14 protein-coding genes and 1 pseudogene are annotated in these 24,038 nt (G+C 74.2%); 8 read left to right on the top strand and 7 right to left on the bottom strand.

Annotation, left to right across the window (positions count from 1 at the left end; translation table 11 throughout):
* Positions 1–151: 151 nt before the first annotated feature.
* The 6 genes from infB (at position 152) to ACF1A5_RS32585 (ending at position 10,792) form a co-directional block, all read left to right on the top strand.
* A complete protein-coding gene (gene infB / locus ACF1A5_RS32610) occupies positions 152–3,205 on the top strand; it encodes a translation initiation factor IF-2 (protein WP_392196480.1) in 3,054 nt (1,017 codons plus the stop codon).
* Positions 3,206–3,439: 234 nt separating this feature from the next.
* A complete protein-coding gene (locus ACF1A5_RS32605) occupies positions 3,440–3,733 on the top strand; it encodes a DUF503 domain-containing protein (RefSeq protein WP_189880714.1) in 294 nt (97 codons plus the stop codon).
* An 82-nt stretch (positions 3,734–3,815) separates the two neighbouring features.
* Positions 3,816–4,268 carry a 30S ribosome-binding factor RbfA gene (gene rbfA, locus ACF1A5_RS32600; RefSeq protein ID WP_392196479.1) on the top strand — a complete coding sequence of 151 codons (453 nt, stop codon included), beginning with the start codon at positions 3,816–3,818 and terminating at the stop codon, positions 4,266–4,268.
* The gene (gene truB / locus ACF1A5_RS32595; protein WP_392196478.1) at positions 4,265–5,170 is read left to right on the top strand and encodes a tRNA pseudouridine(55) synthase TruB; all 906 of its coding nucleotides are present in this window, start codon (positions 4,265–4,267) and stop codon (positions 5,168–5,170) included. The genes rbfA and truB overlap by 4 nt, the downstream gene beginning before the upstream one ends.
* A 262-nt stretch (positions 5,171–5,432) precedes the next feature.
* Positions 5,433–9,701, top strand: coding sequence for a serine protease (locus ACF1A5_RS32590; protein WP_392196477.1), 4,269 nt, complete (start codon positions 5,433–5,435; stop codon positions 9,699–9,701).
* A 134-nt stretch (positions 9,702–9,835) separates the two neighbouring features.
* The gene (locus ACF1A5_RS32585; RefSeq protein WP_392196476.1) at positions 9,836–10,792 is read left to right on the top strand and encodes a bifunctional riboflavin kinase/FAD synthetase; all 957 of its coding nucleotides are present in this window, start codon (positions 9,836–9,838) and stop codon (positions 10,790–10,792) included.
* A 44-nt stretch (positions 10,793–10,836) separates the two neighbouring features.
* On the opposite strand, the gene ACF1A5_RS32580 is transcribed toward ACF1A5_RS32585, so the two are convergent.
* The 6 genes from ACF1A5_RS32580 to ACF1A5_RS32555 form a co-directional block, all read right to left on the bottom strand.
* Entirely contained in the window at positions 10,837–11,841 is a 1,005-nt protein-coding gene (locus ACF1A5_RS32580) for an ABC transporter ATP-binding protein (RefSeq protein WP_392196475.1), read from the bottom strand.
* Positions 11,838–13,241, bottom strand: a complete 1,404-nt coding sequence (locus ACF1A5_RS32575) for an ABC transporter ATP-binding protein (protein ID WP_392196474.1) — start codon at positions 13,239–13,241, stop codon at positions 11,838–11,840. The genes ACF1A5_RS32580 and ACF1A5_RS32575 overlap by 4 nt, the downstream gene beginning before the upstream one ends.
* Positions 13,238–14,155 carry an ABC transporter permease gene (locus ACF1A5_RS32570; RefSeq protein ID WP_392196473.1) on the bottom strand — a complete coding sequence of 306 codons (918 nt, stop codon included), beginning with the start codon at positions 14,153–14,155 and terminating at the stop codon, positions 13,238–13,240. The genes ACF1A5_RS32575 and ACF1A5_RS32570 overlap by 4 nt, the downstream gene beginning before the upstream one ends.
* The gene (locus ACF1A5_RS32565; protein WP_392196472.1) at positions 14,152–15,225 is read right to left on the bottom strand and encodes an ABC transporter permease; all 1,074 of its coding nucleotides are present in this window, start codon (positions 15,223–15,225) and stop codon (positions 14,152–14,154) included. Before ACF1A5_RS32565 ends, ACF1A5_RS32570 begins: the two co-directional genes overlap by 4 nt.
* A 49-nt stretch (positions 15,226–15,274) precedes the next feature.
* Complete coding sequence (locus ACF1A5_RS32560; RefSeq protein WP_392196471.1) at positions 15,275–17,188, bottom strand: ABC transporter substrate-binding protein; 1,914 nt, start codon at positions 17,186–17,188, stop codon at positions 15,275–15,277.
* A gap of 335 nt (positions 17,189–17,523) precedes the next feature.
* A complete protein-coding gene (locus ACF1A5_RS32555; RefSeq protein WP_392196491.1) occupies positions 17,524–21,312 on the bottom strand; it encodes an AAA family ATPase in 3,789 nt (1,262 codons plus the stop codon).
* Between the two features lie 46 nt (positions 21,313–21,358).
* Here ACF1A5_RS32555 and ACF1A5_RS32550 point away from each other — a divergent pair, with 46 nt between their 5' ends.
* Positions 21,359–21,667 carry a hypothetical protein gene (locus tag ACF1A5_RS32550; RefSeq protein ID WP_392196492.1) on the top strand — a complete coding sequence of 103 codons (309 nt, stop codon included), beginning with the start codon at positions 21,359–21,361 and terminating at the stop codon, positions 21,665–21,667.
* A gap of 59 nt (positions 21,668–21,726) precedes the next feature.
* On the opposite strand, the pseudogene ACF1A5_RS32545 reads toward ACF1A5_RS32550, so the two are convergent.
* Positions 21,727–21,855: pseudogene (locus ACF1A5_RS32545) on the bottom strand (SCO5717 family growth-regulating ATPase); the annotation flags it as partial.
* Between the two features lie 545 nt (positions 21,856–22,400).
* Between ACF1A5_RS32545 and ACF1A5_RS32540 the strand changes: the two are divergent.
* A complete protein-coding gene (locus ACF1A5_RS32540; RefSeq protein WP_392196470.1) occupies positions 22,401–23,894 on the top strand; it encodes a PQQ-binding-like beta-propeller repeat protein in 1,494 nt (497 codons plus the stop codon).
* Positions 23,895–24,038 lie beyond the last annotated feature (144 nt).

The raw sequence follows: 24,038 nt of genomic DNA, 5'->3' as shown, positions 1-24,038 counted from the left end.
GCAAGGAAGACGTCCGCGCGGAACCCCGTGCGGCTGGTACCTCGCGAGTCGAAAGCAGGTCGAGATTGCGATGAGCACTCGATGAGTACGCGATGAGTACGCCCATGAACTAGCGACGGTCCGGCCGCAACCCGGACCTCAAAGGAGCGAAGTGGCTAAGGTCCGGGTCTACGAACTCGCCAAGGAGTTCGGTGTCGAGAGCAAGGTCGTCATGGCCAAGCTCCAGGAACTCGGTGAATTCGTCCGATCGGCGTCCTCGACGATCGAGGCGCCCGTAGTACGCAAGCTGACCGATGCCCTCCAGCAGGGCAACGGCGGCAAGTCCACCCCCCGCAAGGCGTCCCCGGCGAAGCCGGGTGCCCCCTCTCCGGCGCAGGCCGCCCGTCCGGCCGCTCCGCGTCCGGCGGCGCCCAAGCCCGCCGCGGCCGAGCGCACCGAGGCCCCGGCGACCCCGGGTCCGCGCCCGACGCCGGGCCCGCGCCCCGCGCCGCGTCCCGCCCCGGCGGCCCCGGCCCCGGCCGCGCCCGAGTTCACGGCACCGCCGGCGGCTCCGGCCGCCCCGGCGCAGCGTTCGGGTGCCCGTCCCGGCGCCCCCAAGCCCGGCGGCCGTCCGGCCCCCGGTCAGGGGCAGGGCCAGGGCGGCGGCCAGGCCGCGCGTCCCGGCGCTCCGCGTCCGGGCGGTCAGGCCCCGCGTCCCGGCGGCCAGGGCCGTCCGGGTTCCCGTCCGGCCGGTCCCCGTCCGGGCAACAACCCCTTCACCTCCGGCGGCTCCACCGGCATGGCGCGCCCGCAGGCGCCCCGTCCGGGCGGTGCTCCACGTCCCGGCGGTCCCGGTGCGCCCGGCGCGCCGCGTCCGCAGGGCGGCGGCCAGGGCGGCCCCCGTCCGCAGGGCGCGGCCGGTGGCGGTCCCCGTCCGCAGGCTCCGGGCGGTCCCCGTCCGACGCCGGGCGGCATGCCCCGTCCGCAGGGCGGTGCCCCGCGTCCCGGCGGCCCGCGTCCGAACCCGGGCATGATGCCGCAGCGTCCCGCCGCGGGTCCGCGTCCGGGCGGCGGCGGTCCCGGTGGCCGTGGTCCCGGTGGCGGCGGCGGTCGTCCCGGTGGCGGCGGTGGCCGTCCCGGCTTCGCGGGTCGTCCCGGTGGTGGCGGCGGCTTCGCCGGCCGTCCCGGCGGTCCCGGTGGTGGCGGCGGCGGTTTCGCCGGCCGTCCGGGTGGTCCCGGTGGCGGCGGTGGCCGTCCCGGCTTCGGCGGTCGTCCCGGTGGTCCGGGTGGCCGTGGTGGCACGCAGGGCGCCTTCGGTCGTCCCGGTGGTCCCGCGCGTCGCGGCCGCAAGTCGAAGCGGCAGCGCCGTCAGGAGTACGAGGCCATGCAGGCCCCGTCGGTCGGCGGTGTGATGCTGCCTCGCGGCAACGGCGAGACCATTCGCCTGTCGCGCGGTGCTTCGCTCACCGACTTCGCGGAGAAGATCAACGCCAACCCGGCGTCGCTCGTCGCGGTCATGATGAACCTGGGCGAGATGGTCACGGCCACGCAGTCCGTCTCCGACGAGACGCTGCAGCTCCTCGCCGACGAGATGAACTACACGGTTCAGATCGTCAGCCCCGAGGAGGAGGACCGCGAGCTGCTCGAGTCCTTCGACCTGGAGTTCGGCGAGGACGAGGGCACCGAGGAGGACCTGGTCGTCCGTCCGCCGGTCGTGACCGTCATGGGTCACGTCGACCACGGTAAGACCCGGCTGCTCGACGCCATCCGCAAGACGAACGTCATCGCGGGCGAGGCCGGCGGCATCACCCAGCACATCGGTGCCTACCAGGTCGCGACCGAGGTCAACGCCGAAGAGCGCAAGATCACCTTCATCGACACCCCGGGTCACGAGGCGTTCACCGCCATGCGTGCCCGTGGTGCGAAGTCGACCGACATCGCGATCCTGGTCGTCGCGGCCAACGACGGCGTCATGCCGCAGACGGTCGAGGCGCTGAACCACGCCAAGGCGGCCGACGTGCCGATCGTGGTCGCGGTCAACAAGATCGACGTCGAGGGTGCCGACCCGACCAAGGTGCGCGGTCAGCTGACCGAGTACGGCCTGGTGGCCGAGGAGTACGGCGGCGACACCATGTTCGTCGACATCTCCGCCAAGCAGGGTCTGCACATCGACAGCCTCCTCGAGGCCGTCGTCCTCACGGCGGACGCCTCGCTCGACCTGCGGGCCAACCCGAACCAGGACGCGCAGGGCATCTCGATCGAGTCCCGCCTCGACCGCGGCCGTGGTGCCGTGGCGACGGTGCTCGTCCAGCGAGGCACGCTGCGGGTCGGCGACACGATGGTGGTCGGCGACGCGTACGGCCGCGTCCGGGCGATGCTCGACGACAACGGCAACAACGTGGCCGAGGCCGGCCCGTCGACGCCGGTCCAGGTCCTGGGCCTGACCAACGTCCCGGGTGCGGGCGACAACTTCATCGTGGTGGACGAGGACCGTACGGCCCGTCAGATCGCGGAGAAGCGCGCTGCCCGTGAGCGCAACGCGGCCTTCGCCAAGCGCACGCGCCGTGTGTCCCTCGAGGACCTGGACAAGGTGCTCAAGGCCGGCGAGGTCCAGCAGCTGAACCTGATCATCAAGGGTGACGCTTCCGGTTCGGTCGAGGCCCTCGAGTCCTCGCTGCTCCAGCTGGACGTCGGCGAAGAGGTCGACATCCGCGTCCTGCACCGCGGCGTCGGTGCGGTCACGGAGTCGGACATCGACCTGGCCATGGGCTCGGACGCCATCGTCATCGGCTTCAACGTCCGCGCGGCCGGCCGCGCGGCGCAGATGGCCGAGCGCGAGGGCGTGGACGTCCGGTACTACTCGGTCATCTACCAGGCGATCGAGGAGATCGAGGCGGCCCTCAAGGGCATGCTCAAGCCGGAGTACGAGGAGGTCGAGCTCGGCACGGCGGAGATCCGCGAGGTCTTCCGTTCGTCCAAGCTGGGCAACATCGCGGGTGTGCTCATCCGCTCCGGCGAGGTGCGCCGCAACACCAAGGCCCGCCTCATCCGCGACGGCAAGGTCATCGCGGAGAACCTCAACATCGAGGGTCTGCGTCGCTTCAAGGACGACGTCACCGAGATCCGCGAAGGCTACGAGGGTGGTATCAACCTCGGAAACTTCAACGACATCAAGGTCGACGACGTCATCGCGACGTACGAGATGCGCGAGAAGCCGCGGGCGTAACGGCCGCGGTCTGCCGCCGGCCGGTGGGGCTTGCTCCCCGCCGGCCGGCGCGGGCGTGTCCGGGGGTGCGCCCCCGGACACGGCACCGGTCCACCCGGGCTCGTCCGGAGCGCCGGACGGGGGAGAAAACCCCGTCGAGTCACCGGCCGGGTTCGCGGTACCGTTCTTGATGTCCCTGCCCATTCCGACGGCAGGACCATCGACCCCGTACCGGCGGGTGAACCGGGTACACACATGTACGTGGGGACTCTGTCCTTCGACCTCCTCCTCGGCGACGTCCACTCGCTGAAGGAGAAGCGCTCCGTCGTCCGCCCGATCGTCGCCGAGCTTCAGCGCAAGTACGCGGTGAGCGCGGCCGAGGTGGACCACATGAACCTCCACCGACGGGTCGTCATCGGACTCGCGGCGGTCTCCGGCGACGCGGCGCACCTCACCGACGTACTCGACCGGTGCGAGCGGCTGGTCGCCGGCCGCCCCGAGGTGGAGCTGCTGTCCGTCCGGCGGCGCTTCCACGGCGAGGACGACTAGACCGCCGGTCCGCCGGAGGAGTCGGGATCGTTTCATCGCCAGACCACAGAACGCAGAAGAAGAAAGAACGGGAGACGGACCAGTGGCCGACAACGCGCGGGCGAAAAGGCTGGCGGACCTCATCCGGGAGGTGGTGGCCCAGAAGCTGCAGCGCGGGATCAAGGACCCGCGGCTCGGCTCGCACGTCACCATCACGGACACCCGGGTCACGGGCGACCTGCGGGAGGCGACCGTCTTCTACACGGTCTACGGGGACGAGGAGGAGCGGAACGCGGCGGCCGCTGGCCTGGAGAGCGCCAAGGGCGTCCTCCGGTCCGAGGTCGGGCGCGCGGCCGGCGTGAAGTTCACGCCCACCCTCACCTTCGTCGCCGACGCCCTGCCGGACACCGCCCGGAACATCGAGGACCTCCTCGACAGGGCGCGCGCCTCCGACGCGCAGGTGCGCGAGGCCGCCACCGGCAAGTCCTTCGCCGGTGAGGCGGATCCGTACCGGAAGCCCGGCTCCGCCGACGAGACGGACGACACCGCAGAATGACCAGCAAGCCCACCCCGCCCGACGGCCTGGTCATCGTCGACAAGCCGTCGGGCTTCACTTCGCACGACGTGGTCGCCAAGATGCGCGGGATCGCCCGGACCCGCCGCGTCGGCCACGCCGGCACCCTCGACCCGATGGCGACCGGGGTCCTCGTCCTCGGCGTGGAGAAGGCCACCAAGCTCCTCGGCCACCTCGCGCTGACCGAGAAGGAGTACCTCGGCACCATCCGGCTCGGGCAGAACACGGTCACGGACGACGCCGAGGGGGAGATCACCTCCTCCGCCGACGCCTCCGGAGTGGCCCGCGAGGCCGTGGACACCGGCATCGCCAAGCTGACCGGCGACATCATGCAGGTGCCGTCGAAGGTCAGCGCCATCAAGATCGACGGCGTGCGGTCGTACAAGCGGGCGCGGGAGGGCGAGGAGTTCGACATCCCGGCCCGGCCGGTCACCGTCTCCTCCTTCCGCGTCCACGACATCCGCGACGCCGTCGCCGAGGACGGCACGCCCGTGCTCGACCTCGTGGTCTCGGTGGTCTGCTCCTCCGGCACCTACATCCGCGCCCTCGCCCGCGACCTGGGCGCCGGGCTCGGTGTCGGCGGCCACCTCACCGCGCTGCGCCGCACCCGCGTCGGCCCCTACAAGCTGGACGCCGCCAGGACGCTCGACCAGCTCCAGCAGGAGCTGACGGTCATGCCGATCGCGGAGGCGGCCGCGGCCGCCTTCCCCCGGTGGAACGTGGACGCGCGGCGCGCCCGGCTGCTCGCCAACGGCGTGCGCCTGGAGCTGCCCGACGAGTACGCGGGCGCCGGCCCCGTGGCCGTCTTCGACCCCGAGGGACGCCTCCTCGCGCTCGTGGAGGAGCACCGGGGCAAGGCGAAGAGCCTGGCCGTCTTCGGCTGATCCGGTCGCTCTGCCCGTGGAGCGGCGATCTCGGGTCCCACAACCGCCGCTCCACGGTCCCCCCTCGGTTCCCCCACCCCTACGGTCTATCCAGCCGCCCCCGCCCATTCACCCGACCGTGCGGGCGCTCGGAGTGAACCGAGGGAGCGTGAGGGGGCGCGTTCGCGAAGTGATCTACCCCGCTGATCATCGCGTGCCTACCGTCGGACACGAAGCACGGAGTACGAGGTACGAGGTACGCGGTACGGCGGGAGGTTCCACCATGACGGGACGTGGCCCGCGGGCGAGGGGGACGGGCCGCCGCACACCGGACGGCCCGAGGCGGGACCCCGACCGGGGCCGCCGGACGGGGGACGCCGATCGGGACGCCCGGACGGGGGACGCGGATCGGGACGCGGAGGAGGACCGGGAGCGGGCCCAGGAGGCCCGGGACCGTCTCCTGGACCGCTGTCTGGTACGGATCCGCGACCTCGCCGGACGACCCCGCGGCACCGGTTTCGCCGCCGACCACCACGGCACGGTGATCACCAGCCACGAGAGCGTCGACGGTCTGTCCCGACTCGTCCTGCACACCCCCGGCGGCGACCGGACCTGCGTGGTCACCGCGGACCACATCGTCCCCCTACCCGGTCTCGGCCTCGCCCTGGTCCGCACCGAGGGCCTGGACGTGGAGCCGCTCCCCGTCACCGTGCGGGACGGCGTCGAGACGGGCACCTACGTCCGGATCGCCGCCGGCCGCTGGCGCGAGGCCCGGGTGCTGGGCCGGGCCCCCGCCACCTGCACCACCATCGACGGCTTCCATCTCCTCGACGGGGCACTGGAGTTGGCGATCGGCACCGCCGGACGCGACGCGCTCCGGGTCGGCGGCGGGGCGGCCGGGGGGCCGGTGCTGGACGCAGCGACCGGCGCCGTGGTCGCCGTGCTCGGCACCGCGCTGCGCTCCGGCGAGCGGGACAACGGGTTCGCGGTGCCGCTGCGCCCCGCCACCGAGGGCCCCCTCGCCGAGCTGCTCACCCGCAACGCCGCCACGGTCCCCGCGTACGGCGCCGACCTGAACCTGGCGGCCGTCCTCGAACTCACCGCCACCTCGGTGGGCCAGGACGGGCCCCCGACGGCCACCACGCCTCCCGGCCGGCAGGAAGCGGAGGCCGTGCGGCGGGAGGCGGCGGCTCCTGATGGCGTGGTGCGTTCCGGGCCGCCCCGCCCGGAGCGCACCGGGCCGGGCGGCCCGCGCCGGCCGCTGGGCGAGGCCGCGTTGGTCTCCGGCTCGGACGCCGCCCCGGATCTGGCGGCGGACGGCACGGGCTCCGGCCCGGCAGGGCCGGGCGGGCCGACGGGCGCGGGACAGGGCCCCACCGGTATGCGGTGGGTGGGGCTGGACGGGGCCGTCGGGGCGGTGCGCACCGGGTCCGGGGACGCGGCACGCGTGCGGTGGGCGGGGCCGGGAGAGTCTGCCGGGTCGGCGCCCGAAGGTTCCGTGGGTGCGGGGCGGCACGTGTGGGGCGAGGGGCGTCTCGGCACGGTCGGCTCCGGCGGCCGGGCCCATGCGGTGCCTCTCGGGACGGGGGAGCCCGGGCGGCCCGGCGGGGCGCCTCCGGCGGCCCGGGCGGCCGTGGTGCCGGTGGCCGGACGGGCGGCCGTGCCGGTGGAACGCCCGGAGGTGATGCGGGAGTTGGCCGTGTTCACCGAGGGTCCGGCCGGCGTTCTCGGCCTCGTCGGCGCCCCTGGGTGCGGTCGTACGACGGAACTCGCGACCCTCGCCGCCCGCCGCTCCCACGGCGCCGAACCGGCGCCCACCCTGTGGCTGCGCGGCGCCGACCTGGCGGCCGCCGACACCTCGGTCGCCGACGCGGCGCGCCGGGCGCTGGACCGGGCGGCCCGGATCGTCGCGGCCTCCCGGGCGCCCTTCCCCGTCGAGCTCAACGACCTCACTCCCGAGCGCCTCGCCCACCTCGCCCGCGCCGGCGGCCGCCCCCTTCTGCTCCTCCTCGACGGTCCGGAGGAGATGCCCCTCGACCTGTCCCACCGTCTGTCCGGGTGGAGCGAGGGAACCGCGCGCTGGCTGCGGCAGTCGGGGGCGCGCCTGGTGGTGGCGTGCCGGGAGGAGTACTGGGAGGAGGCGGGCGCCAGGTTCTCGGCGGACCTGCTGCACGCCCCGTCCGGCACCGAGCCCCCCGGCCACCTCCCGCCCTGCCTGCGGCTCGGCGACCTCACCCCCGACGAGGCCCGCGAGGCCCGCTCCCGCTACGGCATTCCGGACGGCGTCCTGGAAGCCGCCGACGCCCGCCACCCCCTCACCCTCCGGCTGTTCTCGGAGATCCACGCCGCACTGCCGGACGCCACGCACATCGGCCGCGCCGCCCCGCCGGACGGCACGCGCAGCATCCGCACCGCCCACCCCATCAGCACCAGCGCTACCACCAGCACCGCCCACACTGGCCATAGGCATCGGACCGTCCAGACGCACCAGCCCGCCCACGGCATCCGCATCGACCGCCACGACGTCCTCTCCGCCCACCTAGACCTGATGTGCCTGCGCATCGCCGTCCGCCTGGCGGCCGAGAACGGCCTGGGCGGACGCCCTGGGCCCCTTGGAACCGGCCCGCTCGGACCGGCCGGCAAGGGCACCCCTCGCGCCCTCCCCGCCACCGCCGTCCGCCGTCTCGCCGCGAAGGTCGCCGGCCAGGTCCACGAGGCCGCCCGCCGCTGCCTCGGCCCCGGCGAGGGCGAGCTGGACCGGGCGTCGTTCGAGGAGGTGTTCCCCTGGGGCCCCGCCCCCGCCCGTCTCGGCGGCGGCACCGGCTGGGCGTCCGCCGTCCTCACGGAGGGCCTCCTCGTCCCCGCGGGCGGCGGCTACCGCTTCGCGCACGCGGAGCTCGCCGACTGGATCCAGGGCACGCACCTCGACCTGGACGAGGCCCTGCGCGTCCTGGTTCACCGGGCTCACACCCCCGGCGCCCCGCACCCCCTGCCCGCCCCGCACCACCGCATCGGCCCCGTCGTCCAGGCCCTGCTCCTCGTCGCCCGCCATCACGGCACTCCCCGACTGGCCGCCCGGCTGGAGGAGTTGCTGTGCGCCCTCGACCACGACCCGCACTCCTGGTGGGCCTCCCGGCTGCTCGCCGGGGTCCTGCTGCGCGTCCCCGACGCGACACCGTACGCCAGGGTGCTGCGGCTGCTCGCCGAGCGGATCGTGGCCTGGCGGGAGATCGGCCGGCCCGTCCCGCGCGGCTTCGGCCCCGGCTTCTGGACCGCGCTGCCCCTGCCCGACGCCGACCGCTGCGACCTGCTGCGACGCCTCCTGCTCGCCGACGACGCCCCGCACGGCAGCGGCACGCCGCGCTACCTCGACGCCGCCGCACAGCTCCTCGCCGCCGGCCCCACCGTACAACCGCACCTGATCCGCTGGTTCGACGACGAGCGGCCGCTGCCCGCGGCCCCGCACGCCACCGTGGCCACGGCCGCGCAGGCGCTGCTGCACACGCACCGCCACCGCGCCCTGGACGACCTCATCGAGGCCCTTGCCGCGTCCGCGCACCCGCGCGCCGAGGAACTGCTGACCGTCCTGGCCGAGGAGGAGACGTCCGCACTGTGCCGGGCCGTGGAGCGCTGGGCGCACGACGAACGCCCCGCCCAGCGTGCCGCGGCGGCCGCCCACGGCCTGCGCGCCGCACCGCACGCGCGCGCCGCCGCCGATCGCGAGCCGTTGCGCCACGCCGCGCTCGCCCTGCTCGCCCGCCCCACCGACACCGCGCTGCACGGGGCCGCGCTCGCCCTCCTCGTCCGTGACCCGCACACCCGTTCCCGCCACCTGCCGCAGGCGCTCGGGCACTTCGCGGCGGGCGACACGCACCTCCCGCCGAGCGCGCTGGCACCCGCCCTGACGACCCACCCCGAGGCGGTCCTCACCGCCTTCGGCGACCGTCTGCGCCGGGGACCCGACGCCTCCGGGACGCTGCGCACCCTGGTCGACGCCACGACGCCCGCGCTCGCCCGCCGGGTCGTCGGCCTGCTCCGCGAGACGGCGGGGCGGCGGTCGGAGATCGCTGGCCAGGTGGCGGTCTGCGTCGACCGGCGCCTCGACCACGGCCCGGCCGCCCGCGCGGTGCTGTTCCCCCTGGTCACGGGCCTCCTGGACGGCGGTCCGGAACGGCTGCGGGCGGCCCTGGCGGGCGTCCTCGCCACCCCCGGCGCCCCGGCCTCCCGCCCCCTGCGCCGGGAACTGCTCGACTTCCTGCTGGCCCACGAGTGGGAGCCCGCCGTCCTGGACGCGGTGCTGCACGCCGTCGCGTCCACCGCCGAGGAGGACCTCCGCGCCCTCGTCCACCGGACCGGACTGCTCCTCGTCCGCACCCCGGAGGGCGCGACCGTGTTCGACCGCGGCCTGGTGGAGGTGAGCCGCCACGTCCCCGGGTTCGCGGCGCGCATGGCAGGCTGGCTGACCGAGGTGCCGCAGGACTGGGCCGCGCTGGTGGGCCCCGGCGCCCGCCGCACGATCGAGAACCTGGCCGGCACCGGCGCCCCCGTATGACGGTGTACGGACACGTGCGCCCCGTCACAGCCACCATGCCGGTGCGGGCCGGGGACGCGGGACATGGCACCCTTAGACCTGCGGACAAGGCAACCTAGGCAAGACGGACACGGGTTCGACGAGGAGCGGTCACAGTGCAGCGCTGGCGTGGCTTGGAGGACATCCCCCAGGACTGGGGGCGCAGCGTCGTCACCATCGGCTCCTACGACGGAGTCCACCGCGGGCACCAGCTGATCATCAGGCACGCCGTGGAACGGGCCCGCGGGCTCGGCATCCCGTGTGCGGTCGTCACCTTCGACCCGCACCCCAGCGAGGTGGTGCGCCCCGGCAGCCACCCGCCGCTGCTGGCCCCGCACCACCGGCGCGCCGAACTCATGGCCGAGCTGGGGGTGGACGCGGTGCTCATCCTGCCGTTCACCACCGAGTTCTCGAAGCTGTCCCCGGCCGACTTCGTGGTCAAGGTGCTGGTCGACAAGCTGCACGCCAAGGCGGTCGTCGAGGGCCCGAACTTCCGCTTCGGCCACAAGGCGGCGGGGAACGTGGAGTACCTCGTCGAGCAGGGCGGGATCTACGACTTCGAGGTCGAGGTCGTCGACCTGTACGTCACCGGTGAGGCGGGCGGCGGCGAGCCCTTCTCCTCGACCCTGACCCGGCGCCTGGTCGCCGAGGGCGACGTGCGGGGCGCCCGCGAGATCCTGGGGCGCCCGCACCGGGTGGAGGGCGTGGTCGTGCGCGGCGCCCAGCGCGGCCGCGAGCTGGGCTTCCCCACGGCCAACGTGGAGACGCTCCCGCACACCGCGATCCCCGCCGACGGGGTGTACGCCGGTTATCTGCACGCCCAGGGCGAGGCGATGCCCGCCGCGATCTCCGTGGGCACGAACCCGCAGTTCGACGGCACCGAGCGCACGGTGGAGGCGTACGCCATCGACCGAGTCGGCCTCGACCTCTACGGCCTGCACGTCGCCGTCGACTTCCTGGCCTACGTCCGCGGCCAGGCCCGCTTCGAGTCCCTCGACGCCTTCCTCGACACCATGGCCGAGGACGTCAAGAAGTGCCGCGAGATCATCGCCACGGACGAGCAGCGGGCCTAGAACCCGTCCGGCCGCCCCTGTTCCGGTAGGCCTCGGCCCCCGTTTCAGCGAGCCTGAGGCAGAGGCGCCGCTGTCCGCGCATGGGCCCAGTGGCAGGCCACCTGCGCCTCGCCGGAGCCGGTCAGGACGTCCGGGTCCTGGCCGCGGCACGCGTCCGCGACCCCCGCGCGGGCGGCCTCCCCGCTCGCCAGGACCTGGCAGCGCGCGTGGAAGCGGCAGCCGGAGGGGATGCGGGAGGGGTCTGGGGGCTCACCGGTGAGGACGACCGGGTCGCCCGGGGCCTCGGGCAGCACCGACAGGAGCGCCTGGGTGTAGGGGTGCCGGGGCGCCGTCAGGACCTGTTCCACCTCGCCCGTTTCCACGATCCGGCCGAGGTACATCACCGCCACGCGGTCGGCGATGTTCCAGGCCAGCCCCAGGTCGTGGGTCACCACCAGCGCGGACAGGCCGAGTTCGGCGCGCAGCCGCAGCAGCAGGGCGAGGATCTCCCCGCGCACCGAGGCGTCCAGGGAGGCCACCGGCTCGTCGGCGACGACGAGTTCGGGTTCGAGGACCAGTGCGCCCGCGATGACCACCCGCTGCCGCTGCCCGCCGGACAGCTCGTGCGGGTAGCGCAGGAAGAACCGCTCGGGCGGCCGCAGTCCGGCCCGGGAGAGCGCCTCGGCGACCGCCGCCCGCTCGTCACCGCCGTACCCGTGGATGCGCAGGCCCTCGGCCACGGCGTCGTACACCGTGTGCCGCGGGTTGAGCGAGCCGCTCGGGTCCTGGAGCACCAGCTGCACCCGCTTGCGGTACGCCTTGAGGGCGCGGGCGGAGAGGGCGAGCGGCGCCCCGTCGAAGGTGACGCGCCCCGCGGTCGGCGGGACCAGCCCGAGGAGCGAGCGCGCCAGCGTGGTCTTGCCGCAGCCCGACTCGCCGACCAGCGCCACGATCTCGCCGGGCCGGATGTCGAGGTCCACGCCGTCCACGGCGCGCGCGGGGGGCGCCCCGTGCCGCCCCGGGAAGGTGATGTGCAGGCCCTGGACGCTCAGCAGCGGTGGGGTGGTCATGGCGTACTGCTCCTCACTTCGGCATCAGCGTCCGCTTCCGGCTCGTCCTCCGCGCCCAAGCCCGCTCGCGCGCCCGCGCCTCCCCCCGAGCCCCCGCCCGCTTCCGCGACCGCCCCCGCCCCGGGCCCGCCCGTGACCGCCTCCGCGGCGCCGCCGGGGGTGACCGCACCGGTTACGGACTCGCCGGCTGCGCCCGCCACTGCACCCGCGCCGCCGCCGGGCCCGCCCATGACCGCACCGGTACCTGCACCGGACTCGCCCGCGACCGTCCCGGTGCCCGCGCCCGCTTCCGCGACCGCCCCCGCCCCGGACCCGCCCGCTCGCGCGCGGGCGCTGGACTCGCCCGGGTCCGCCCCCGCGTCCACGACGGCCGCTGCCCCGGACCCACTCCCGCCCGCCCGCGCGCTCACCCCGACGCCGGCCACCACCCCGTCGCCCGCCTCGCCGGTGCCGGGCGCCACGTGTACGCAGGCCGCCCGGCGCCCCGCTCCCGCCGCCCGCAGGACCTGGTCCTGGGTGGCGCAGACGTCCAGGGCGGCGGGGCAGCGGGGATGGAAGGCGCAGCCGGACGGCACCGCGGACGGGTCCGGCGGGTCGCCCGGCAGTCCGCGGGGCGCGAAGCGCGACGCCGGGTCGCCGATCCGGGGGAACGCCTCCGACAGGGCCCTGCCGTAGGGGTGCCGGGCGTCCTCGTGCACCTGCCGGGCCGGGCCCTCCTCGACCACCCGGCCCGCGTACATCACCGCGAGCCGGTCGCAGGTGTCCGCCAGCACGGCAAGATCGTGACTGATCATGATCAGACCCAGGTCCTGCTCGCTGACCAGCCGTTCGATCAGACGGAGGATCTGGGCCTGGATCATCACGTCGAGGGCCGTGGTGGGCTCGTCGGCGACGATCAGCCGCGGATCGCAGGCCAGCGCCATGGCGATCATCACGCGCTGTCGCTGCCCGCCGGACAGCTCGTGCGGGTACGCGCTCGCGCGCGCCGCCGGCAGGCCCACCTGCTCCAGCAGCTCACCGGCTTTCCTCCTCGCGCTCGCCGGACTCGCCCCGAGGTGCAGCAGGACCGGCTCGGCGATCTGGTCGCCGACACGGTGCACGGGGTTGAGGGAGTGCATCGCGCCCTGGAAGACGATGGAGGCCCCGGCCCAGCGCACCGCGCGCACCCGGCCCCACTTCATCGTCAGTACGTCCTCGCCGTCGAGCAGGATCTCCCCGGTGACCCGAGTGGCCGCCGGCAGCAGCCGCAGCAGGGCCAGTGCCAGCGTGGACTTGCCGCACCCGGACTCGCCCGCGATGCCGAGCTTCTCGCCCGCGGCGAGCCGCAGGTCCACCCCGCGCACCGCGGCGGCCCCGCCCGGATAGGTGACCGCCAGGTTCCTGACGTCGAGCAGGCTCAACGGGACACCCCCAGCCTGGGGTTGAGGACGGACTCGACCGCGCGCCCGCACAGGGTGAACGCCAGCGCGACGACCGCGATGGCGATGCCCGGCGGCACCAGATACCACCAGTCGCCCGAACTGACCGCGCCCGCCTCCCGGGCGTCCTGCAGCAGCCCGCCCCAGGAGACGACGGTCGGATCGCCGAGCCCGAGGAACGCGAGCGTGGCCTCGGCGAGGATCGCGGAGGAGATGATCAGTGTGGTCTGGGCGAGCACCAGCGGCATGACGTTGGGCAGCACATGGCGGGCCATGATGTGCCCGTGCCCGCCGCCCAGCGCCTTCGCGCGCTCGATGTACGGCCGTGACTCCACCGCCAGCGTCTGCGCCCGCACCAGCCGGGCGGTCGTCGGCCAGGTGGTCACCCCGATCGCCAGCACGATCGTGCCGAGTGAACGGGACAGCACGGTCGCCAGCGCGATGGCGAGCACCAGCGTCGGCATCACCAGGAACCAGTCGGTGATCCGCATCATCACGGTCGCGTACCAGCCGCGGAAGTGCCCGGCGGTGATCCCGATGAGCGCTCCGATCGCCACCGACAGCACCGCCGCGAGCAGCCCGACCAGCAGCGACACCCGCGATCCCCAGATCACCAGCCCGAGCAGACCGCGCCCGAACTGGTCGGTGCCCAGCGGGAACCGCGTACTCGGACTCTCCAACGGCCGGCCGGGCGCGTCCGTCACACTCTGCACGTCGGATCCGACCGTCCACGGCGCGGTCAGCGCGACCAGCGCGAACAGCACGAGCGCGGCGAGCCCGAACACGCCCGCGCGGTGGCTGCGGTACTGCCGCCAGAAGCGGGCGGCCGAGGCGCGGCGGCGCTGCCGGGCCAGGGCGCGCGGGCCCGGGGTGGTCGGGGCGGTCTCGGCGGTCATCGGCCCACCCTGGGATCGAGCAGCGGATACAGGAGGTCGGCCAGGGTGTTCATCACGATCACCGCGGAGGCGAACACGAAGAACAGCCCCTGCACCAGCGGCAGGTCCGGCACGCTGAGCGCCTGGTAGAACAGCCCGCCCAGTCCCGGCCAGGAGAACACGGTCTCGACCAGGATCACCCCGGCGACGGTCCGGCCGAGATTGACGAAGATCAGCGTCACGGTCGGCAGCAGCGCGTTCGGCACCGCGTGCCGACGGCGCACCAGGTCGTCCCGCAGTCCCTTGGCGCGCGCGGTGGTCAGATAGTCGCTGCCCATCTCGTCCAGCAGAGCCGACCGGGTGACCAGCAGCGTCTGCCCGTACTCCACCGCGACCAGCGTGAGCACCGGCAGGACGAGATGGTGGGCGACGTCGAGCACGTACGCGAAGCCCTCCTCGCCGCCCGACTCCATGCCGCCGGTCGGGAAAAGGCCCGGGACCGGCCCCACCCCGACGGACAGCACGATGATCAGGAGCAGCCCCAGCCAGAACGACGGGATGGAGTAGAGGGTCAGCGCCAGACCGGTGTTCAGGCGGTCGCCGAGCCGGCCGTTGCGCCAGGCCGAGCGGGTGCCGAGGAGGATGCCGAGCGCCGTGTAGAGGACGAAGGCCGTGCCGGTGAGCAGCAGGGTGTTCGGCAGCGCCTCGGTGATCTTGTCGATGACGGGGGCCCGGAACTGGTACGAGGTTCCCAGGTCCCCGGTCAGCGCCTTGCCGCAGTAGTCGGTGAACTGCCGCCATATCGGCAGATCGAGGCCGAACTCACGCCGGTAGACGGCGATCTGCTCCGCCGAGACCGGCCGGCCGCCGGTCATGAACTTCACCGGGTCGCCCGGGATCAGCCGGAAGAGGAAGAAGCTGGTGACCAGCACGGCGAGCAGCGAGACGCCCGCGCCGGCCAGCTTGCCCGCCACGTACCGCAGATAGGCGGTGGCGGTGCGCGCCCGTGGTCCGCGGCCCGCCGCCGGCCCGGCCTTCCCCGGGTCGGCGGCGCCGGGCTCGACCAGCGCGGGTGTCGCTTCAGCGGTCATGTGACCTCACTCGTCCTCCGGCCCCGTCCGCGGTCCCGTTCCCGGCCTCCTACTCACGGTCCTCGGCAGTGGCGCGACGGCGCATCGCGAGGGCGCCCGCGAGGCCGACGAGCACGACGACGCCCGCGACGATCCCGATGATGACGCCGGTCGAGGTGGAACCGCCGGAGGAATCACCGGCGTTAGCCGGAACGGCGGACCACCACCCCCAGTAGCCGTCCTGGCCGTAGATGTTGCCCGCCTTCGACGGCATCGTGGTGATCGACGCGATCTGGTCCGTGCGGTAGGCCTCGACCGCGTTCGGGTAGGCCATGACGTTCATGTACCCGAGGTCGTACAGCCGCGACTCCATCTGCTTGACGAGACCGGCCCGCTTGGCCGGGTCGTACTCGGCGAGCTGTCTGGCGTACAGACCGTCGTACGTCTTGTCGCAGATGAAGTTGTCGGTGGCGCCGGTGTCCTTGGGTGTGGCCGGGAGCGCCCCGCAGGTGTGGATGGAGAGCACGAAGTCGGGGTCGGGGTTGACGGACCACCCGTCGAAGGCGAGATCGTACTTGCCGGCCAGCCACGGGTCGGTGACGTTGTCCAGGCAGTCGAGCCGTACGCCGATGCCGAGCTTGCCCCACCACTCCTGCAGGTACTTTCCGACCGCCTTGTCGTTCGGGTCGGTGGCGTGGCACAGCACGCGGTAGTTCAGCGGCTTGCCGTCCTTGCCCACGCGCTTGCCGTCGGCGTTCTTCTTGTAGCCCGCCTCGTCGAGGAGTCGGGCCGCCCGGGCCGGGTCGTAGGCCAGCGTCCGGCTCGCCGAGGGCTTCCAGAAGTACGACGAGAAGCGCGGCGGGATGTAGCCCTGGCCCTCGACCGCGTGGCCCTGGAACACCTTGTCGACGACCGTCCTGCGGTCCACCGCCATGAACAGGGCGTTCCGCACCCGCTGGTCCAGCAGGGACGGGTCGCCGTCACCGAACTTCTTGCCGTTCTTCGCCCGCGCGCCCGGGTTGGTGGCCAGGGCGTAGAAGCGGCGGCCGGGCGCGTCGTTGACGTGGATGTTCTTCTCGCCCTTGAGCGAGGCCGCCTGAGCGGGCGTCAGGGAGGGGGAGCCCGCGACGAAGGAGACCTCGCCCTTGCGCAGCGCGGCGACGGCCGCGTCCTGGTCCTTGTAGTACCGGAAGACCAGCTGGTCGAACTTGGGCGCGCCGCGCCAGAAGCTCTTGTTGGCCTTCAGCCGCACATAGCTGTCGGGCTTGTAGGAGGTGAGCACGAACGGCCCGTTCCCCACGATCGGGAAGCTCTTGTCGTTGTTGAACTTCGAGAAGTCCCCGACCTTCTCCCACACGTGCTTGGGCACGATCGGCACGTCCAGCGCCGTCATCGTGGCCTGCGGCTTCTTCAGCCGGATCACCAGCTGGGTGGGGCTGGGCGCGGTGACCTTCTCGAAGTTGGCGACGAAGCTGCCGTTGGCGGTGCCCGCGCCCTCGTCGGTCATCATCTTCTCGAACGTCCACGCGGCGTCCTCGGCGGTGGCCTGCCGGCCGTCCGACCACTTGGAGTTCCCGCGGATCGTATACGTCCAGGTCAGCTTGTCCGGCGACGACTTCCACGCGGTCGCCAGACCCGGGACGACATGCCCGTCCTTGGGGTCGTAGTTGGTCAGGTACTCGTACATCAGCCGGTGGATGCTCGTGCTGAGCAGCCGGACCGCCAGGAACGGGCTGAGGGAGTCGACGCTCTGCGCCACGGCGACGGTGAGCACCTTGTCGCCCTGCGCGCTCCCGCTCTGCCCGCTCTGCTCTCCTCGGCCGCTCGCCGCGGCGGCCCGGGCCTGCTGCTGCGTGGCCGAGGCCGCCGGGGCCGCCGTGCCGGCCGAGAGGAGGAGGGCGGTGGCGCCCGCGGCGGCGAGCAGCCGACTGCTCCCCGGGCGGCGGCCGGTACGTCCTCTGCCGTGCTGATCGTCTGTGTTCATGCTCGGTGACCTCGCGTCATCGCCCGCGGAAGACGGTTTGCGCCTTCCACGGGGCGGGCTCGAACGGGCTTGATCGGGTGGCGCCGGCGGGGAATGAAGTGAGTGTCTATCAGCGGCAGTCTGCGCGAGTCAACGGTACGTCAAACCCCATGTGGCCTGCGGAAACAACGCGTTGACCGTGGTGTCGCTCCCATTGGTCGAGACCACTGAAGCCGTCCTGGTGAGGGCGTGGCGGCCGATTCCCGCCGGTAAGGGATACGCGAACGCGCGAAGGCCCGCGCCGAGAGAAACGGCGCGGGCCTGGAGCGGGTGCGGCCCGGGGCGGACCGCGGGATTCACTGCTGGGGCGGCGGCGGAGGCGGGGTCTGCCCCTGCGGGTACGGCTGCTCCGACGCGGGCGCGCCGTAGTAGGGCTGCGGCTGGCCGGGCTGCTGCCGGTGCGGCGCGGGGTGGCCGGACTGCGGCGGGTACGGCTGGTCCGGGGCAGCGGTTCCGCCGGGCTGCTGCGGGTACGGCTGCTCCGGCGCGGGCGCGCCGTAGTAGGGCTGCGGCTGCGGCTGGCCGGGGTACGGCTGTCCCGCGACGGGCTGGCCGGTCTGCTGCGGATAGGGCTGTCCCGGGGACGGCCGGCCGGGTTGCTGCGGGTGCGCGTACGGAGCCGGCTGCCCGGGGGCGGGCCGGCCGGAGACGGGCGGCTGGCCCGGAACCGGCTGTCCCTGCACGGGCGGCTGGCCCGGAACCGGCTGTCCCTGCACGGGCGGCTGCGCCGGAGCGGGCTGACCGGGCAGTGCCTGACCGGGGTACGGCTGACCGGGGTACGGCTGACCGGGGTACGCCTGAGCGGGCAGGGGCTGACCGGGCATGGGCGGGGCCGCCACCGGCGGCGGGTTGCCGTCCGACGTCCACAGCCCGTGCGACTGCTGGTGCCGGACGAAGTCCTCGGCGACCATCGCCGCGAGGTTGAAGTACGCCTCCCGCACCTTCGGCCGCATCATGTCGAGGTCGACCTCGGCGCCGGCGGCCAGGTGCTCGTCGAAGGGCACCACGACGACGCCCCGGCAGCGCGTCTCGAAGTGGGAGACGATGTCGTCGACCTTGATCATCTTGCCGGTCTCGCGCACCCCCGAGATGACGGTGAGGGAGCGCGCGACGAGGTCGGCGTACCCGTGGGCGGACAGCCAGTCCAGCGTCGTACTCGCACTGCTCGCACCGTCGACGGAAGGGGTGGAGATGATGATGAGCTGGTCGGCCAGGTCGAGCACCCCGCGCATGGCGCTGTAGAGCAGCCCCGTGCCGGAGTCGGTGAGGACGATCGGGTACTGCTTGCCGAGGACGTCGATCGCGCGGCGGTAGTCCTCGTCGTTGAAGGTGGTGGACACGGCCGGGTCGACGTCGTTGGCGATGATCTCCAGTCCGGAGGGCGCCTGGGAGGTGAACCGGCGGATGTCCATGTACGAGTTGAGGTACGGGATCGCCTGGACGAGGTCACGGATGGTGGCCCCGGTCTCCCGGCGCACGCGGCGGCCGAGGGTGCCGGCGTCCGGGTTGGCGTCGATGGCGAGGATCTTGTCCTGCCGCTCGGTGGCGAGCGTCGCGCCCAGCGCGGTGGTCGTGGTCGTCTTGCCCACACCGCCCTTGAGACTGATCACCGCGATCCGGTAGCAGGAGAGCACCGGCGTGCGGATCAGCTCCAGCTTCCGCTGCCGCTCGGCCTCCTCCTTCTTCCCGCCGAGCTTGAACCGGCCTCCCGCGGCGGCCGGACGCCCGCTGCGTGCCTTCTGCCTCTTGTTGTTGAGCAGCCGGTCGGAAGACAGCTCCACGGCCGCGGTGTAACCCAGCGGGGCGGCACCGGGGTTGGTCGGCTGCCGCTGATCGTGCTGCATGGGCTGCGGCCAGGCGGCCCCGAGACGGGGGTCGACCGGCTGCTGCGGGGCGCCCTGCTGAGACTGCGCAGCACCGGGCTGGCCCGGCGCCTGCGGGAACCCGTAACCGCCGGGCTGCGCGGGCGGGGTGGGCACGCCGGGGGCGTGCGCGTTCTCCGCGCCGGGGGCCTGGGGGAAGCCGTAACCGCCGGGCGGAACCGGAGGTGTGGGCCCGCTGGGGGCGTTCCCCGCGCCGGGGGTTCGCGGGGAGCCGTGACCGCTGGACTGCACGGGTGGGTTGGGTGCGCCGGGGGTGTTCGGAGCAGCCGGGGAACCCGGGGCACCGGGGGAGGCGAGCTGGTCCGGCGCGGGACGGGTGGAGGCCGCCTGGGGGAAGCCGTAACCAGCGTGCTGAGCGGGCGGGTTGGGGACGCTGGGCATGCCCGAGGCGCCCGGGGCGCCGGGCTGGTCCGGCGTGGGCTGGGCCGGGGGCGACGGAGGGAATCCGTAGCCGCCGGGCTGGGCGTGCGGGGCGGGAATGCCGGGAGCCTGCGGGAAGCCGTAACCGCTGTGCTGAGCATGTGGGTTGGGCACGCCCGGGGTGTTCGAGGTGCCCGGGGCGTCCGAGGTGGCGGGCCGGTCCGGAGCGGAGGGGGCCGGGGACGACTGCGGGAAGCCGTGACCGCCCGGCTGCGCAGGCGGGTTGGGAACGTTCGGAGCGCCGGCGCCAGGAGTGGCCGGGGGTGGCGGGAAGCCGTAGCCGTTGGGCCGGCCGGGAGCCGGCTGCCCCGGGAAAGGCTGCCCTGCCGCTGCCGCGTCCTGGGGTCCACCGGCGTGGCCGGCGGCCGACGGCTGGGCGGCCGGCGCGGCAGGGCCCGCAGCGGCCGGCGCGGGCTGGGCCGGCGGTGCGGCCGGGCCCGGGGCGGGGGCCGCGGGCTGCGGGAAGCCGTACCCCGCCTGCGGGTCGGCCATCGGGGCGGGCGGCTGGACCGGGGGCTGCTGCCCGGCCGGAGTACCGGGGTGGGGGAAGCCGTATCCCGCCCGCGGGGCGGCGGCGTCCGGCGCGGACGGCGCGTTCCAGGCGGCGGGCGCGGGCATCGGCGCCTGAGGCTGGAAGGAGGGCTGACGGCCGGGTACGGAAGGCTGGTCCTGCGCGTCCCCCGGCTGCGGCTGGGCGGGCCAGTGGGCGGCCGACGGGGGCGCGGCGGGCTGGTACGACGGCGGCAACGGCGGCACCGACCCCTGCGGCACCGGCGGCGGCCCCCACGCGGCAGGCATGCCCTGAGGCGCCTCGGCAGCGGCCGGCGGAACAGCGTCCCGCTGCTCCGCGTCCTGCGGCTCCGCGTCCTCTGCCCCCGCGTCCCGGCCCTCGCTGTCCTGGGGCTCCGCGTCCTGCGGAGCGGCGTCCTGAGGCTCGGCGTCGTACGGAACGACGTTCTCGGGCTCCGCGTCCTGTGGCTCGGCGGTGTCCTCGGCCGCCGAGGCGACCGCATCCTCCAACGCGCCGTCCACGGGCCGGTCCTCGACGGGGACGACGTCGGCAGGCTCGGCATCCACGGCGGAGCCGCCCCCCGCCCCGGCTTCGCCGGTCACGGTCTCGTCGGCCTCGGCATCCGCCGCAGCCTCGCCCTCGGTCTCGACGTCGGCCGCAGCCTCGGCGTCGCCGGGCTCCTCGTCGACGGACTCCTCGCCCGCGGACACTTCACGCGGTGCGATCTCGTCGTCCGTCGCGCCTTCTTCCGCCCCTGCCTCTTCTTCAGCGGACACCCTCGGGCCGACTGCCTCGGAATCGGAACCGGACTCGGAATCAGAATCAGAACCGTCCGGAAGGACGACCACATCGGCGTCGCTCGTCACATCGTCACGATCGGACTCGTCCCCGGCGTTCGCGCCAGTCGTCTCCGAGGCCTCGCCCTGCTCGCCGAGGGGCTCCGGCGAACCCTCGGCCGCTGCCGCCCGCTCCTCGATCTCCCGCTTCAGGGCGACGGCGGAGAACCGCATGGTGGCACCGCTCTCGAGGTCACCGGCCCCGAACTCCGCACTCTGCTCCTGCTGCTGATCGGGCTCCTCCGCCTTCTCCTCCGCCTGTGCCTCGGCCTCCTCCTCGCCGGCCGGGGCGGCGGACCACTGCGACCGGAAGCCGCCCACCGCGATGCCGGGGACCGCGGCCGGGGACGCACCCTCTGCCGCGGACGCTCCGCCGGAGGCCCCCAACTGCCCCGACTGCGGCTCGAACCCGCTGCCCATGGGCAGCCTCGGCACGGCGACGGGCCCCCCGGCAGACGGCGCGGGAGGCGCGGCGGGCGGCGTGTACGGAGCACCGGACGCCGGCGCCGGCGGCGTGAAGGCGCCCCCGGGCGCGGGCGGCGGAGGCGAGTACGGCGCCCCCGGCGCGGGAGCCGGCGGTGTGAAGGGCCCACCCGGCGCGGGCGGGGGAGGAGGCGTGAACGGCGTGCCCGGCGCGATCGCATGGGGCGGCGGCGTCAGCCCCGGCACCGGCCCGCTCGGCGGCCTCGGCACACCGGACCCGCCCGGCCCGGCGGCACCGTCGGCCGCGGGCCCGGGCGCGGCCGAGCCCCCCGGGGAGGACGCTCCCTCCCCCGCAGCACCCCGCTGATCGGCCCCCGATCCCGAATCGGTTCCCGATCCGGCTCCCGGCCCACCCGACGCGTTCTGCGTGTACCAGGCAGGTGGCGCGTAGTCGATGGTGAACTCCCCGGTCGTCTCGACGGCGGACGCCGCGTCGGGCTGGTCGTCGCCGGGCGTGGCCCAGCCCCCGCGGTTCCCGTCCCGATCGCTGCTCACAGTTCCTCCTGGTGTGGTCGAGCACCCTCAATGCCGTGCTGGGGCGACCATTTCTCGTCGTCCTTGGTCGTTCGAGGTCATCCGATCCACCGGCTCCCCCCGGGACGCCGACACCCGGTCAACGGGTTCTGGCATCGCGCCCGGTACCAGCCTAATCACCACCGGGCTCACCCCGGAGGCCTGTCCGCCTCACAGCGGTCGCCCACTCCGTCACAACCCGCCCGCAACTGCCGTACACAGCGCGTATCGGCGAACAATTCGGACAGTCCGCGCCAGCAACGTGAACAAGTGGGGTGGAAGGTGAAGAGATGTGACCGAACTGGATCCAACCGGCCGGACGCACAGGCCCCTTGGGGCCCTGGACGGTCAACCCGCGCCATTGCGCGCCCCGTTCGTCGGCCGCCGTGAGGCGACCGGCATAGTAGGGCCCCGTCCCGCGCACGGACCGCCGAGCGCGCCCGCACCCCCCACCACGCCCCGGAACCTCCTCGGAGCCCCGGGACGGCACCCGTGCGCCCGTTCCTGACAGAAAGGGAACCCTTCGCGTGAGCTTCGGCCCACCCCCCTCCGTCTACACCCAGTCCGCGGTCGCGGCCGACCAGGCCCGCACAAGACGCCGCCTCCGGCTCCTGGGCGGCGCCCTGGCCGTCGTCCTGATCGCCGCGCTCTGCGTCGGCGTCCGGCTCCTGTCGTCCGCGGGGGACGACGGCGCGCCGGACGACGGCAGGGCGGCCGCCGTCGCCCAGAGCCCGGACGAGGTCCGGGAGACGGCCGAGAGGGCGTCCTCCTCACCCGAAGGCCGGGAGATCATCGAGCACTACGAGGAGAACCTCGGCAAGGACCCGCGCTACGCGCCCGGCACCTGGGCCACCGACAAGATCGTCGCCCGGGGCGTCGCCAACCGCGTCGAGGGCTACAAGCTCACCTCGGACGACGACGAGACCGCGTGGAAGCTCGAACTGGGCGGCCACCTCTGTGCCACGAGCCGGGACGTGACCGCCGACGGCCGTACCGCGGTCGTGATCCAGCCGCCCAAGGGCGAGGCCGCGAGCGACAAGGGCGTCTGCGACCAGGTGGTGTTCCTCGACCTGAACACCGGAAAGAAGCTGTGGCAGCGGAAGATGCCCGCGGCCGACTTCGCCTACGTCACCAACACCGGCCTCACCCTGACCAGGGGCGTCGTCGCGGTGGCCTGGGGACGCGGCTCGGTGGCGTACGACATGAGGAGCGGCAAGCAGCTCTGGAACAGCACCACCACGTCCCAGTGCGAGGACAAGGGCTTCGCGGGCGGCCGCGCGCTGCTCGCCCTGGCCGCCTGCGGAGAGGCACCCGACACCACGTACAAGGTGCAGAAGCTCGATCCGCGCACCGGCCGCACCCTGTGGACGTACAAGGTCGCCACCGGGATCGACGACGTCTTCCTGCCCTCCTCCGACCCGCCCGTGCTCGCCGTCGCAGCCGGCGACACCATGGTGACCGACCTCATCACCCTCGACGGACAGGGCCGGCACCTCGCCACCATCTCCCTGAACGGCTACGACGCCAAGTGCGGTTCCCGGTACGCCTTCTCGCGCTTCTTCGGCGTGGTGGACGCCTGCGACGGCATGGTCGTGGGCCGGACCCAGGCCTACATCATGAGCAAGGAGAACATCGCCATCGGCCAGCCGGCCGGCTGGATCGTGGCCTTCGACCTGAAGACGGGCCGGACGCAGGGCAAGTTCGACGGGCGTGAGTTCCAGGCGGTCGTTCCGGTGCGGATGAGCGGGGACGACCTCCTGATCTACCGGGCGGGCGCCGATTCCCTCGCCCCGGCGGCCCTGGTCCGCTGGAACCCGCGCACGGACCGGGAGACGCCGTACCTCCTCTTCCAGCTCCCGGAGGACGAGGCCTACGAGCTGAGTGATCCGGAGCAGACGGACATCGTCGTGGAGAAGGGCCGGATGTTCTTCGCCCCGCGGGAACTGGAGCGCGACGAAGACAAGCCCAAGGCCAAGGTGCTGTCGCTGGCCGGCTACGCGAGCGCCGGGCTGAAGCACTGAAGGGCACCCGGAGAGCGAGGGGGGTGGGGCGCGCGCGGGGCCCCCCCCCCCCCCCCCACACGGGGCCGGCGAACCAGCGCCCCCCGCCCGCCCGGGCCCCCACCCCCCCCCCCCCCCCCCCCTGCGGGCGGCCCGCCACGGCCA

Source organism: Streptomyces sp. NPDC014864 (assembly GCF_043081525.1).
GTDB lineage: Bacteria > Actinomycetota > Actinomycetes > Streptomycetales > Streptomycetaceae > Streptomyces.
The sequence above is the reverse complement of the archived record's forward strand: the minus strand, read 5'-3'. Positions and strand labels throughout refer to the sequence as shown.